The sequence below is a fragment of the Burkholderia sp. BCC1640 genome, assembly GCF_902833125.1.
Classification (GTDB): Bacteria; Pseudomonadota; Gammaproteobacteria; order Burkholderiales; family Burkholderiaceae; genus Burkholderia; species Burkholderia diffusa.
This window is the reverse complement of record NZ_CADFEF010000003.1, coordinates 243,069-256,385: the sequence shown is the minus strand read 5'-3', so window position 1 is coordinate 256,385 and position 13,317 is coordinate 243,069. Positions and strand designations below refer to the sequence as shown.

9 protein-coding genes are annotated in these 13,317 nt (G+C 64.0%); 4 read left to right on the top strand and 5 right to left on the bottom strand.

The genetic code is table 11. The features are described 5' to 3' along the window. Positions 1-164 precede the first annotated feature (164 nt). Both HWX25_RS05550 and HWX25_RS05545 read left to right on the top strand, forming a co-directional pair. Entirely contained in the window at positions 165-2,186 is a 2,022-nt protein-coding gene (locus HWX25_RS05550) for a tail fiber domain-containing protein (protein ID WP_175907564.1), read from the top strand. A 398-nt stretch (positions 2,187-2,584) separates the two neighbouring features. Continuing rightward, positions 2,585-4,933 (top strand): protease pro-enzyme activation domain-containing protein, encoded by a 2,349-nt coding sequence (locus HWX25_RS05545; RefSeq protein WP_244138735.1) that lies wholly within the window; start codon positions 2,585-2,587, stop codon positions 4,931-4,933. 123 nt (positions 4,934-5,056) lie between these two features. Here the strand turns inward: HWX25_RS05545 and HWX25_RS05540 are convergent, their stop codons facing one another. Genes HWX25_RS05540 through HWX25_RS05520 form a run of 5 tightly spaced genes read right to left on the bottom strand, consistent with a single transcriptional unit; the run spans position 5,057 to position 10,485 of the window. After that, positions 5,057-6,163, bottom strand: coding sequence for a glycosyltransferase (locus HWX25_RS05540; protein ID WP_059820171.1), 1,107 nt, complete (start codon positions 6,161-6,163; stop codon positions 5,057-5,059). A gap of 27 nt (positions 6,164-6,190) precedes the next feature. Then, positions 6,191-7,213, bottom strand: coding sequence for a UDP-glucose 4-epimerase GalE (gene galE, locus HWX25_RS05535; protein WP_059530331.1), 1,023 nt, complete (start codon positions 7,211-7,213; stop codon positions 6,191-6,193). Positions 7,214-7,227: 14 nt separating this feature from the next. Continuing rightward, positions 7,228-8,364, bottom strand: a complete 1,137-nt coding sequence (locus HWX25_RS05530) for a glycosyltransferase family 4 protein (RefSeq protein ID WP_175907560.1) — start codon at positions 8,362-8,364, stop codon at positions 7,228-7,230. A gap of 43 nt (positions 8,365-8,407) precedes the next feature. Beyond that, entirely contained in the window at positions 8,408-9,232 is an 825-nt protein-coding gene (locus HWX25_RS05525; RefSeq protein ID WP_175907558.1) for a glycosyltransferase, read from the bottom strand. Next, positions 9,229-10,485, bottom strand: coding sequence for an oligosaccharide flippase family protein (locus tag HWX25_RS05520; protein ID WP_175907555.1), 1,257 nt, complete (start codon positions 10,483-10,485; stop codon positions 9,229-9,231). The genes HWX25_RS05525 and HWX25_RS05520 overlap by 4 nt, the downstream gene beginning before the upstream one ends. 242 nt (positions 10,486-10,727) lie before the next feature. On the opposite strand from HWX25_RS05520, the gene HWX25_RS05515 reads away from it, so the two are divergent. Together HWX25_RS05515 and waaC are read left to right on the top strand one after the other, a co-directional pair. Beyond that, entirely contained in the window at positions 10,728-12,122 is a 1,395-nt protein-coding gene (locus HWX25_RS05515; protein ID WP_059690756.1) for a phosphomannomutase/phosphoglucomutase, read from the top strand. A 144-nt stretch (positions 12,123-12,266) separates the two neighbouring features. Continuing rightward, on the top strand, positions 12,267-13,295 hold the full coding sequence (gene waaC, locus HWX25_RS05510; protein ID WP_347879249.1) for a lipopolysaccharide heptosyltransferase I: 1,029 nt from the start codon (positions 12,267-12,269) through the stop codon (positions 13,293-13,295). Positions 13,296-13,317: the final 22 nt, after the last annotated feature.

Here is a 13,317-nt window from a genome sequence, read left to right as displayed (position 1 = left end):
TTATTTTTAAATGCGGTGGGAAATGTCCGCGCTCGCGATGGTGAGTTTTTCGATTGGGCGGGAGAAGGCGACCTGGGCGATAATAAAAATATTCGAAAAATCTGTTCTCTTCCAAGGGTTTGTGATCAAATTAAATTGACATTAACTCCGGTGGAGAAAAAGACATGGCAATAAACGTCGTCGCTGTGCAAAATATATCCGCACTTCGGAGCACCGATCATACGCAGTTCGCAAGTGCCTGTGTTCAGGGGTATTATTCGATGCTGGATGGTGGCGGTGGTTTGTACCATTACGATGCAACTGATATCACTTCGCCTGATAACGGAGGTACTGTCATTGTTGCGAGCGACGGGGCGCGATGGAAATTGCAAGTCATCGGTGGATTCGTCGCGGTTGAGCAATTTGGAGCAAAGGGCGATGGAGCTGCAGACGACACGGATGCAATAAATCGCTGCCTAGCTGCGTTTGGGTTGTCTGGGGAAACGGCGGTCGCTGCCAAAATCTACAATGTTTCAACTATTAGTGTTCCTCAAAATTGCTGTCTTGCGGGGGAGTTGCAGAATCCGGAGCAGTCGCTCAGTGGTAGTGCTCAGAATTATTACACATGGGGATCACAAATAAGGCTTCAATCGAGCGGCGTTATCAATCTGGCTCGAGGCGCGTCATTGGACAAGCTGCTGATCATTCGAGGCGGACTATCGCTGCCAGTAACAAATGATACGCAGGCGACGGCGGTGGTCGGTCAGATGGTCGGGGTTGGGGTTTCAGTGGTCGATGCCGGTTGTTCGATCACGAATACGATGCTGCTCGGCCATGGCCAAGCGATCAACGTTCTAGCGAATCAGAGTAATACGCAAGGTCGTTTTTATATGAGCAATGTGCGCATCGATAGCAAGTACGGTGTGTACATCAATGGTGCGTACGATTTGTGCCGACTCTATAGCGTGCACTGTTGGCCGTTCCTTACCGTTCATGCATCCGGTGTGTCAGGTGCAAACCTGTCGCGTGCAGGCGTCGCATTTTCCCTCGAAAATGTGGATGACTGGTCGCAACTCGTGAGCTGCTTTTCGTATGGATATGGGATCGCTTACCAGTGTTCCTCAACCGCAAATATCGAGTTCCTCGCCTGCCAGGCCGATGGCCCCGGTGTCGGTCAGCAGACGGCGTTCAATATCATTGGAGCCAGCACATACACGCATATGGAAGGGTGTATGGTCAACAGTTACCAGACGGCTGTTTCAATTAATATTGAACCAATTGGCGGGAGTGGCGCGAACTGGCCGGAGGTCAGGTCTGTCAATGGTAACTACAACTGCATCGGCTCATGTATTAGTGTCGGCTCCGGTCAGTTGCGATCTGTAAACGACAGTTTTCATAGTGGCGCGGTTGGAGTTGCATTCGGGGCGGGAACGCTCCGCGGAAGTTCGATAAGTACCCCTTACTTCAATAATGGCGTGGGAATTCCATGGAATTTTGCGTCGGATGCGATCAAAAAGATTGTCAGTGTCGTTGCCCCCACTTTTTATGGCGGGGCTAGTTCGGCGAACCCGAGTCAGTTTCTCTCTGATTTCAATATCGTCAGTCAAAGCGGCGTTGCGCCTGGTGTTGGGCCGTCGTATCAATGGAGTGGTCCGTACTCGACATATACCGGTCTTTATGCAAGCGTTCAGGCGAGATTGGTAAGCGGCACGGCTGGCAATGAGGCATCCGATCTGGTTTTTTCTAGCTTTCGCGCAGGTGCAGTGATTGATCGTCTTGTAATCGACCACGACGGTCATCTCTACCCTGCAAAAGGCAGTGCCTACAATTGTGGTAGTCAACAAAATCCGTGGTTATCAGTCTATGTGTCAAGCGGAGTAGTCAATACCTCCGATGAGACTTATAAGGCCGACTTTCGAGAAATTGACGAAGTATTGCTGGACGCATTCGCATCGATCAAACCGGTTCAGTTTCGTTGGAAAGAGGGCGATGATATTCGCTGGCGTGTAGGATATCGCGCTCAGGACCTTGAGCGAGCGTTGCGACAGCGAGGGGCGGATCCTGCACTGTATTCGCTTTGGGTAAGGGACGAGATTGTCGAGGACGGGCAGAGGACAGACAGATTCATTCAGGGCTTGGACTATGACCAACTCGCGGTGCTGAGAGATGCGCTTGAACGTCGTCGGGGCATCGAAGAACGCTCATGACGTTTTCCCTACGGTAAGCGCCTCGATACCGGTATTTTCGCCTACCCCGTATGCGGTCGGACCCTTGGGGTACTCACTCGCTCAGTGTGTAGGCCGTGCCTGGCGAACGGCCACGAGTGATATATCACGAGTGGTATGAGGGGGCGGTGTTTGTTCGTCCCGTGATCGGAATGTCAACTCCGGCATATACGCGGCGCCATCGTCCCGATCGACACACCGATCGTTCCGTTCGCGTTCACCCATATCGACCCGCTTCGGTCATTTGACTACCCGTCGATTCCTTCCTATGTTTTCCTCAAGGTAGCCGTCCGATTGCCGTAAAGAACAAAGGTGAAAAGCCAAATACGAGATCAACGGTCCATACCAATCCGATGAAAGCGGAACATATTGCAAGGGGAATGAGCGCAGCACTCATGGTGTTCGCGCTCGCGGGGTGTGGCGGCGACGAGAGTCCGACGGCGTCGACCGTCACCGCCACTGCGCAGGTCGGCAAATTGTCGGCGCTGCGCGCCACCGGCAACGTGGTGAGTGCAGCGCCGATGAGTGCGACGGCGCCGGTCCATGTTGTGCTCATACTCAAGCCGAACGACGAAGCCGCACTGCATCGCTTCGTGCAGGACGCGCGAACGCCCGGCAGCGCCAGCTTCGGCGCCGTGCTGACCTCCGCGCAGATCGCCGCGCGCTACGCGCCCACTGCCGATCAGGTCGCCTTGGTGAAGGCCTATTTGGGAAGTAAGGGCTTCACGAACATCAACGTTGCCGGCAACAACATGATCGTCGAAGCCGATGCGCCGGCCGGCGTGATATCCGGCGTGTTCAAGACGACGCTGGTGCCCGTCGCGATGGCGGACGGCAGCCGCGCGCATATCAACACCGCCCCCGAGACGGTGCCGGACGCACTCGGCGGTGTCGTCCAAGCGGTTCTGGGGCTCGATACCGCGACGCGTCTGCATCCGCACTTCGTGCGCGCGTCTGTGGGCGCTCGTACGCCAACCGCAAACACGTCGCCGACGACCAATGCAATCATGGTGGGTCACAACCCGACGCAGTTTCCGGGCATCTATTCCGTCGGCAGCGCGCCGACGGCCGCCAACACCACGGTGGGCATCATCGCGGAAGGGAACCTGACGCAGCCCGTCATCGACCTGACGACGTTCGAAACCAACAACCGGTTGCCCGCCGTACCCGTTTCGGTGATCAACGCCGGAACGCCGAGCGCCGACACGAGCGCGAACGTCGAATGGTCACTCGACAGCCAGACCATCGTCGGGATGTCCGGCGGCGTCAAGCAAATCAACTTCTATGTTGCGCCGTCCTTCGCATGGAGCGACATGGCGCTCGCGATCAATCGCGCCGTGTCGGACAACGCCGCGCAGGTCGTCAACATGTCGATCGGCGGATGCGAGAACTGGGCGCCGACCGCCTCGATGGACGTGCTGTTCGAAATGGCCGTCGCACAGGGGCAGACCTTTTCGGTCAGCACGGGCGATTCGGGTAGCGTTGCGTACGGCTGCAGCGGCACGTCGGTGCAATATCCGGCGAGCTCGCCCTACGTCGTGGCCGTCGGCGGCACCAGCCTCTATACGAACGGGAACGGCAGCTATGGCGGCGAGATGGCCTGGGGCTCCGGCGGTGGCGGCAGCAGCGGATTCGAGCCGATTCCGACCTGGCAGTCGAACGTACCGCAACTCAAGGGACGGGCGTTCCGGGGCCTGCCGGATCTCGCGTTCGACGCCGATCCCAACAGCGGCGCGCAGATCATCGTGGGCGGACAACTCGAGACGCTGGGCGGTACGAGCCTGTCCGCGCCGTTGTTTGCCGCGACCTGGGCGCGTCTCTTGTCCGGCAGCTGCGCGACGAACCCCGGCTTCGCGGCACCGACGATTTACAGTGCACAAGCCACGACACCGTCGATCTTCCGCGACATCACCTACGGCAGTAACGGCGCATACAGTGCCGGTTCGGGCTGGGACTTCGTGACCGGCTGGGGCACGCCGATCGTCACCACGCTGCAATCGTCGATATGCGCGCCGACGACACCGATCTATGGCGGCACCATCGGTGAAGGGACGACGCTCAAGCCGGGACAAACCGTGTACTCGGCGTCCCAAAGCCATCGACTGGTCATGCAGAATGACGGCAACCTCGTGCTTTACAACGCGACCAGTGGTGCTGCGGTATGGAACTCGGGGACCAACGGAAACACCGGCGCCTATGCCGTGTTTCAGACCGACGGCAATTTCGTCATCTACGGCACGAGCGGCAAGCCTTTGTGGTTCTCGTCGACCAATGGCACCTTGTATGGCCAGAGTCTTGTCATTCAGGACGACGGCAACATGGTGATCTACCGGTTGTCGGTGCCGGTATTTGCCACGGCGACTTCCGCGATGGGCCTGGCGAGTTCCTCGAGCGGTCCCGCGGTCTGGAAGGGCGGCGTCACGCTTGGTAGCGGGCAGAGTTTTGCATCGGGCAACGGCGCAAACGTGCTCGTCATGCAGGGCGACGGGAATCTGGTGCTGCTACGCCAGGGCGTTCCGGTGTGGAGTTCGGGTACCTACAATCACCCGGGGGCCTACGCGACGATGCAAACGGACGGCAACCTGGTGGTCTACAGTTCAGCGGGGGCACCGCTCTGGTATTCCAGCACCGGTGGAAATCCGGGGGCAGTTACCTACATTCAGGACGACGGTAACGTCGTGATCTATACGCAAGTGCCGGGCTGGAGCTCGAATTCCGCGGGAAGCTAGTCGACCGTTCGTCGAGCCGCCGCCGTGCCGTCATGATCCTGTCGGCAACGGCGGCTCGTCCATCATCGGGGCGCGGCACGCGTTGCCGCGCGAACCGGCAGCGCGCCGGCTGACCCGCCCCCCTCAATGCCCGCGCTTCTCCTTCCTCACCACCATCCACCGAGGCACCCGGAACCTGACGATGCTGATATACAGCCACACATAGGTCAGCGCGAACAGCACCACAAAAACGAACAGGTGCACCGTGTGTCGCCAGAACAGCGTCGCCGGAATCACGGCAACGAGGCACAGCAGCCACAAATAAGGCGAAGTGAGCGAATTCCGCCGCGTGAGGTCATGCGCATGCTTCGTCCCGACGGCCCAGCGCATCAGCCGCTTGTACACGAGCATGTGCAGGTGAACGCCGTCCGGAATCCCCGGCGACATCCCGCGAATGAACTTCTTCCGATAGATCGAGAAACACGTCTCGAAGATCGGATACATGAACAGCAGCACCGGATACCACGCCGACACTTCGCGATTGCGCATCACCAGCATGATCGCGAGCTCGGCGAGCATGAAGCCGATGAAATACGCGCCGCCGTCGCCGAGGAAGATCAGGCCGGCCGGGAAATTCCACAGGAAGAAGCCGAGCACGGCGCCCATCATGATGATCGACGCGGACATCACGACCGGGTCGTTGACGTGGAATGCGACGTAGGCGAGCGACGCGAACATCATGAAGCTGACCATCGACGCGAGACCGTTGAAGCCGTCGATGATGTTGATCGCGTTGGCCAGCGCGGCAACCGCGAGCACCGTGATGAACGCCGAAATGGCGACGTAGTGGAGCAGGAAGTCGAGCGGCGGCACGCTGATGCGCGTGACCGCGATGTTCAGCAGCCAGAACGCCAGCGCGGCCGCGCCCATCGTGCACAGCAGCCGCGCGCGCGGCGACACGCGCTTGGTCAGGTCCTCGACGAGCCCGGAGAGGAACGCCGGCAGCCCGCAGGCCACGATGCCGAGAATGCTGCCGGCGATCGTTGGATAGCGCCGGGTCAGGAGCAGCGCGGCAATGACGACGCCGGCGAGGATCCCGATGCCCCCGACGCGCGGCACGGGCCGCACGTGGAATTTCTGCACGCCGGCCAGATCGCTGTCGATCGAGAATTTCTCGTGCAGATGCGCATAGCGCACGATGAACAGCGTGACGAGCAGGGAGACGATGAAGCCGGACGCGAAGCTGAGCATGGGATCGCTCGAAAAATGGACAGCGGATTATACAAAACCGCGGGGGTTCCCCTCCTGCCATTTCCAGTGGTCGGCGCACATCTCCTCGATCCCGAGCGTCGCGCGCCAGCCGATGAGGTCGGCGGCGGCCTGCGGATTCGCGTAGCACTCGGCGATGTCGCCCGGGCGGCGCGCGACGAGTTCGTACGGCACCGGGCGGCCCGACGCCTTCTCGAACGCGCGCACGACTTCCAGCACGCTGTAGCCCTGGCCCGTGCCGAGGTTCACGACGAAGCTCGCATCGCGCTTCGCGAGCGCGTCGAGCGCGGCGATGTGCCCCTTCGCGAGATCGACGACGTGGATGTAGTCGCGCACGCCGGTGCCGTCCGGCGTCGGGTAGTCGGAGCCGAACACGCGCAGCTTCTCGAGCTTGCCGACCGCGACCTGCGCGACGTACGGCATCAGGTTGTTCGGGATGCCGGCCGGGTCCTCGCCGATCAGCCCGCTCGCATGCGCGCCGACCGGGTTGAAGTAGCGCAGCGTCGCGATGCGCCACGACGGGTCCGATACCTCGAGATCGCGCAGAATCTGCTCGGCGATCAGCTTCGACTGGCCATACGGGTTGGTCGCGGACAGCGGGAACGATTCGTCGATCGGCGAGCGCTCCGGCACGCCGTACACGGTGGCGGACGAGCTGAACACGAATTGCTTGACGTTGCGCTCGCGCATGATCTTGAGCACGGAGAGCAGTCCGCCGAGGTTGTTCTGGTAGTACTCGAGCGGCTTCGCGACCGATTCGCCGACCGCCTTGAGCGCCGCGAAATGGATCGTGCCCGTGATCGGATGTGCATCGAACACCTTCGCGAGCGCGGCTTCGTCGCACACGTCGACCTGGTGGAACGCGGGCGTCCTGCCCGTGATCCGTTCGATGCGCCGGACGGACTCGGCCTTGCTGTTGACGAGGTTGTCGACGATCACAACATCGTAGCCGTTGTCGAGCAGCTCGACGGCCGTGTGCGAGCCGATGTAGCCCGCACCGCCGGTAACGAGGATGGTGCCTTTAGCGGTCATGCTGATGCGCTCCTTCAGAGTGTGATGCCGGTCAATGTATGAATGGTCTGCCGGTAACGTTCGACGACCTGCTGCTCGTCGAATTCAGCGGCGACCTTGCGGCGACCGCGCGCGCCCATCGCATCGCGCCCGGCGGTCCCGAGTTCGATCATGCGGATCAACTGCTCGACGAGGCTCGCGCTGTCGCGCACGCGGCACAGGAAGCCGGTTTCGCCGTCGGCCACGACGTCGCGGCAGCCCGGCACGTCGGTCGCCACGATCGGGCGGCCCATCGCGGACGCTTCCATCAGCGTGCGCGGCACGCCCTCGCGGTACGACGGCAGCACGACGCAATCGGCCGCCGCGATGTGCGGGCGCACGTCGTGCGCCTCGCCGAGATACTCGACGACGCCTTCGCCGACCCACGCGTCGACGTCCGCGCGGCCGATCGCGCTCGGATTGTCGACGCCGAGCGGCCCGAGCAGCTGGAAGCGCGCATCCGGGTAGCGGGCCCGCACGACGCGTGCTGCCTCGACGTATTCGCGCACGCCCTTGTCCCACAGCAGCCGGCCGATCAGGATGAACACCGGGCCACGGCCGGCGGGCAGCGGCGCCGGCGCGAACTGTTCGAGGTCGACGCCTTCGCCGTGCAGCAGCCGCGCGCGGTCGGGGTGCGCAAGCAACTGCTCGTCGGTGAAGGTCGCGAGATCGTCGCGGTTCAGGAACCAGACTTCACGCGGAAAGCGGAACGCGAACCGGTACAGGCGCTTCGCGACGCTGGCCGCGCGACTTTTCTGGATGAACACGTAGCCGAGGCCGGTGGTGACCGCGATCGACGGCACGCGCGCGAGCCACGCCGCGATCGACCCGTAGATGTTCGGCTTGATCGTGTAATGGAACACGAGATCGGGCTTGAGCGCGCGGTAATGGCGCACCAGCGCGGCAAGCGTGCCGAGATCCTCGCGCGGGCTCGTGCCTTTCGACGCGACGGCGAGCGCGACGTAGCGGCAGCCCATCTGTTCGAGCAGCGGCACTGTGCGGTCGTGCGGCGCGATCACGATGACCTCGGCGCCGCGCGCGACGAGCGCACGGATCAGCCCGTGGCGGTACGTGTAGATCGCCCAGGCCGTGTTGCAGACGAGCGCGATGCGCAGCGAGGAGGTAGCGGACATGAAAAAAAAGAAAAAATAAAGCGTCGAAAATGCCGGATGCGGACTACGCGGACGGGCGCGCCGCGAACAGCGTCCGCTTGATCCGCTGCAGCGTGCGGTACGGCGTCACGAAATGCAGCAGATTCTTGGCGAGGCCGGCCCAGTCGTACGGGTTCAGCGCGTTGAAGTGTCGCAGCAGCAGCGATAGCGTCGATATCAGCTGGCGGCGGCGCTTGGTCGCGCTGATCCCGCCCTCGTTGAGCTCGTAGTAGAGGCCGAGCTCGGGCAGGTTCGCGCAATCGTAGCGTTGCATTAACCGTAAAAAAAGATCGAGATCCTCGGCCGCGCGGTACTTCGCCCGATAGTTGCCGACTTCGCGCACCGCGTCGATGCGCAACATGACCGACGGATGCACGAGCGGCGAGCGCAGGAAGCGCGTGCGGCGCAGCGTGCGCGGATCGGCGGGCGGCGTCAGCATGAAGCGCGGCTCGCCGGCGCGCGACACGACCTGGGTCCACATGCCGACGCAGGCCACGCGCGGGTGGGCGTCGAGATACGCGCGCTCTTTCGCGAGGCGCTGCGGCGCGGCGAGGTCGCCGGCGTCGATGCGGGCCGCATAGCGGAAGCCGCGCGCCGCGAGCGCGTCGATGCCGGTCTCGAGCGCGCGCTCGATGCCGCCGTTTTGCGGCATGCGCAGCACTTCGACCGCGAGGCCGGGCAGGTCGGGCACCGCGATCGGCGGCGTGCTGCCGTCGTCGACGATCAGCACGTGCACCGGCGCGGCCTCACGAAACGACGCGAGGGTGCGCACGACGTCGTCGTGGCCGTTGTAGGCCGGCATCAGCACGGCCACGTCGTCGAGCGGGGGCGGGCAATCGGGAGACGTCATGGGCGCAGCTTGATACGAATGTAATAAAAATTAACGGCGGCGGCGGCAACATAGCCGGCCGCCAGCCCGACGAGCGCGCCGTACAGGCCGAGCCGGGGGATGGCGAACACGTTGACGAGCGCGGCGATCGCGAGCGCGAGCACCCATTTCGCCAGCAACACGAATTTTGCTTGATATTTGAGAACGATAAGATTGCCTATCGCCTCGATGCCGGCCGGGACGGACAGCCAGACGGCCCAGCGGAAGATGTCGACCGACGCCTCGTAGCCGCGGCCGAACACCTTGCCGACGATAAGCGGCGCGGCCGCGTCCAGCACCAGCGCGCCGGCCGTCATCAGGCCGGCGGTCATCGCGATCAGCCGGACGATGTTGCGGCGCAGCCGCGCGACGTCCTGCACGCGGTACACGAACGCGGGCGCGATGGTCTGCGCGAGCATCAGTGCGAGCGTGATCCAGTTCTCGTTGAGCTGCTGGGCCGCCGAATAGCGGCCGAGGTCGGCGAACGACACGTGACGCTCGAGCATCAGGCGGTCGAGCTTCAGGAACAGATACATGCAGATCAGGCCGAGCCAGAACACGGTGCCGGCGGTGGCGAAGTGCCCGAACAGCGGTTTGTCGAACGTCCAGCCGAGCGTGCCGCCGTTACGATGGCGGTAGTAGAGCAGCAGCGCGAAGCCGATCGCGGCGGCCTCCAGCGCCCACAGCCACGCGAAGCGGGCAGGGCCGGCGGCCGCGCGGACCAGCAGCCAGACGCACAGCGCCTTCGCCAGCGCGGTGACCATGCTGGTCACGAGCTGCGGCTTGCTGTAGGTCATGCTCTGCAGCCACGCGTTGATCACGCCGACGAACGGCTCGCGGAACACCATCGTGACCGCGAGGCCCGCGAGCATCGCGCCGACGAGCGGGTCGAACGCGCCGGCGCCGATCGCGACCCAGGTCGCGACGAGCGCGGCGGCGGACACGCCGATGCGCAGCGCGAATGCGCTGCCGAGCACCGCGCCGAGTTGCGCGGGCGGGCGCTGGACGATGGTCGGAACCAGGATTTCGGCGCCGCACACCCAGGTGAGCGGCGCCAGTACGAGGAGAAGCGTATTCGCATACTGCCACTTGCCGAACACGTCCGGCCCGAAATAACGGGCCAGAAGACCGCTGATCGCGATCGCGACGCCGATCTGCGTGAGCCGTTCGAGCCCCAGCCAGACGAGGTTCGCGACGGCCTTCGCGACGTCCGGGTTGCCGAATCGCTTCAGCATGCGGGGCAGCCGCACGCGCGCGAGGCGGCTGGCAGGGCGCCCGGAGGCGGCAGGGTGGCGGCGGCGGAACGGCTAGGCATTAAAATGGGCGGAATCCGCGTCATCAAAACCCGCGATTATAAGTTGGATCGGGGCCGCTCCAGCCGTCCCGTTCCTTGCAGCGCCGGGCCCGCAGGTATGATGCCGGGCATGCGCGAAAGGCGGCCAGATTATTTTCCATGCACGCAACCGAGAGAGAATCGATGATCTCCCAATCCATCTTCAAGGCATATGACATTCGCGGTGTGGTCGGCAAGACGCTCGACGCCGACACGGCGCGCGGGATCGGCCGGGCATTCGGCAGCGAAGTGCGCGCACAGGGCGGCGACGCGGTCGTCGTCGCGCGCGACGGCCGCCTGTCGGGGCCCGAGCTCGTCGGCGCACTCGCCGATGGCCTGCGTGCGGCGGGCGTCGACGTCGTCGACGTCGGCATGGTGCCCACGCCGGTCGGCTATTTCGCGGCGAGCGTGCCGCTCGCGCTGAAGGGCGGCGAGCGTCGCGTCGATTCGTGCATCGTCGTCACGGGCAGCCACAACCCGCCCGACTACAACGGCTTCAAGATGGTGCTGCGCGGCGCGGCGATCTACGGCGAGCAGATCCAGGCGCTGTACCGCCGCATCGTCGACGAGCGCTACGAGACGGGCAGCGGCTCGTACGAGGCATTCGACGTCGCCGATCAGTACATCGAGCGCATCGTCGGCGACGTGAAGCTCGCGCGCCCGCTGAAGCTCGTCGTCGACGCCGGCAACGGCGTCGCGGGCCCGCTCGCGACGCGCCTGTTCAAGGCGCTCGGCTGCGAACTCGTCGAGCGTTTCACCGACATCGACGGCACGTTCCCGAACCACCACCCCGATCCCGCACACCCGGAAAATCTGCAGGACGTGATCCAGGCGCTGAAGGACACCGATGCCGAGCTCGGCTTCGCGTTCGACGGCGACGGCGATCGCCTGGGCGTCGTCACGAAGGACGGCCAGATCATCTTCCCGGACCGCCAACTGATGCTGTTCGCGGAGGAAGTGCTGTCGCGCAACCCGGGCGCGCAGATCATCTACGACGTGAAGTGCACGCGCCATCTCGCGCAGTGGGTGAAGGCGAAGGGCGGTGAGCCGCTGATGTGGAAGACGGGCCATTCGCTCGTGAAGGCGAAGCTGCGCGAGACGGGCGCACCGCTCGCGGGCGAGATGAGCGGCCACGTGTTCTTCAAGGATCGCTGGTACGGTTTCGACGACGGTCTCTACACGGGCGCGCGCCTGCTGGAAATTCTCGCGAAGGCGGCCGATCCGAGCGCGCTGCTGAACGCGCTGCCGGACGCGATGAGCACGCCCGAACTGCAGCTCTGGCTCGACGAAGGCGAGAACTTCCGCCTGATCGAGAAGCTGCAGAAGGAAGCGAAATTCGACGGTGCGGACGAGGTCGTGACGATCGACGGCCTGCGCGTCGAATACCCGGACGGCTTCGGCCTCGCACGTTCGTCGAACACGACGCCGGTCGTCGTGATGCGGTTCGAATCCGAGACCGAGGAAGGCCTCAAGCGCATCCAGGACGACTTCCGCCGCGTGCTGACGGCCGCGAAGCCGGACGTCAAGCTGCCGTTCTGAACCCCGGCGGCCTGCGGGCCGCCGCCGGTGCGACGATGGTCGAACGATCGTCGCGCCATCCCCGAAAAGCGGCGCACGCCGACGGCGTGCGGCCGCTTTTTGCCTGTGTGGTCCCCCGGGCGCGATAAAATCGCGTCTTTATGCCTGTCGCCGGCCGTCCGCCGGCGTTTTTTCAGCGTGCAAAAGATCCTGATCGTGCGCGTGTCGTCGCTGGGCGACGTCGTGCACAACATGCCGGTGATCGCCGATATCCGGCGTCGCCACCCCGACGCGCAGATCGACTGGCTCGTCGAGGAGAGCTTCGTCGACCTCGTGCGGCTCGTCGACGGCGTGCGCGACGTGCTGCCGTTCTCGCTGCGCCGCTGGCGCAAGAAGCCGTTCTCGGGTGCGACGTGGCGCGAGATCCGCGCGTTCCGCAAGCGCCTCGCGGCCGAGCAGTACGACCTCGTGATCGACTGCCAGGGGCTCATCAAGACGGCGTGGGTCGCGAGCTGGGCGCGCGGCCCGCTCGCGGGCCTCGGCAACCGCACCGACGGCGCGGGCTACGAATGGCCGGTGCGTTTCTTCTATCGCAAGCGCGTGCCGATCGCGCCGCGCACGCACGTGGTCGAGCGTTCGCGCCAGCTGGTCGCGGCCGCGCTGGGCGACCTGGCGCCGACGCCGGCCGATCCGGTCGACTTCGGCCTCGATACGCGTGCGGCGGCGCTCGCGGTCGCGGCGCTCGGACTGAACCTGCCGGTGCCGTACGTGGTGTTCGTGCATGCGACGTCGCGCGCCGACAAGCAGTGGCCGGACGCCGCCTGGATCGAGCTCGGCCAGGCGCTCGTGCGGCGCGGTGCGTCGCTCGTGCTGCCGTGGGGCAACGACGCGGAGCGCGCGACCAGCGAGCGGCTCGCGAAGGAGTTCGGCGCGGCGGCGATCGTGCCGCCGAAACTGTCGCTGCCGGCCGTCGTCGGCCTGATCGACGGCGCGGCCGCGACGGTCGGGGTTGATACAGGTCTGGTTCACATCGCGGCCGCGCTGAAGCGTCCGACGGTCGAACTGTACAATTTCGCGACGGCCTGGCGCACCGGCGGTTACTGGTCGCCGAACGTCGTCAACCTCGGCACGGCGGGGCAGCCGCCGTCGATCTCGCAGGTGAAGGCGGTGCTCGCGGGCTTCGGTCTGCTGTGATGCCCGTCATGCCTGCCCTGCC

Coding starts and splice junctions, on each gene's coding strand:
- HWX25_RS05550 (WP_175907564.1), top strand. CDS start 165: ATGGCAATAAACGTCGTCGCTGTGCAAAATATATCCGCACTTCGGAGC.
- HWX25_RS05545 (WP_244138735.1), top strand. CDS start 2,585: ATGAGCGCAGCACTCATGGTGTTCGCGCTCGCGGGGTGTGGCGGCGAC.
- HWX25_RS05540 (WP_059820171.1), bottom strand. CDS start 6,163: ATGCTCAGCTTCGCGTCCGGCTTCATCGTCTCCCTGCTCGTCACGCTG.
- galE (WP_059530331.1), bottom strand. CDS start 7,213: ATGACCGCTAAAGGCACCATCCTCGTTACCGGCGGTGCGGGCTACATC.
- HWX25_RS05530 (WP_175907560.1), bottom strand. CDS start 8,364: ATGTCCGCTACCTCCTCGCTGCGCATCGCGCTCGTCTGCAACACGGCC.
- HWX25_RS05525 (WP_175907558.1), bottom strand. CDS start 9,232: ATGACGTCTCCCGATTGCCCGCCCCCGCTCGACGACGTGGCCGTGCTG.
- HWX25_RS05520 (WP_175907555.1), bottom strand. CDS start 10,485: ATGCTGAAGCGATTCGGCAACCCGGACGTCGCGAAGGCCGTCGCGAAC.
- HWX25_RS05515 (WP_059690756.1), top strand. CDS start 10,728: ATGATCTCCCAATCCATCTTCAAGGCATATGACATTCGCGGTGTGGTC.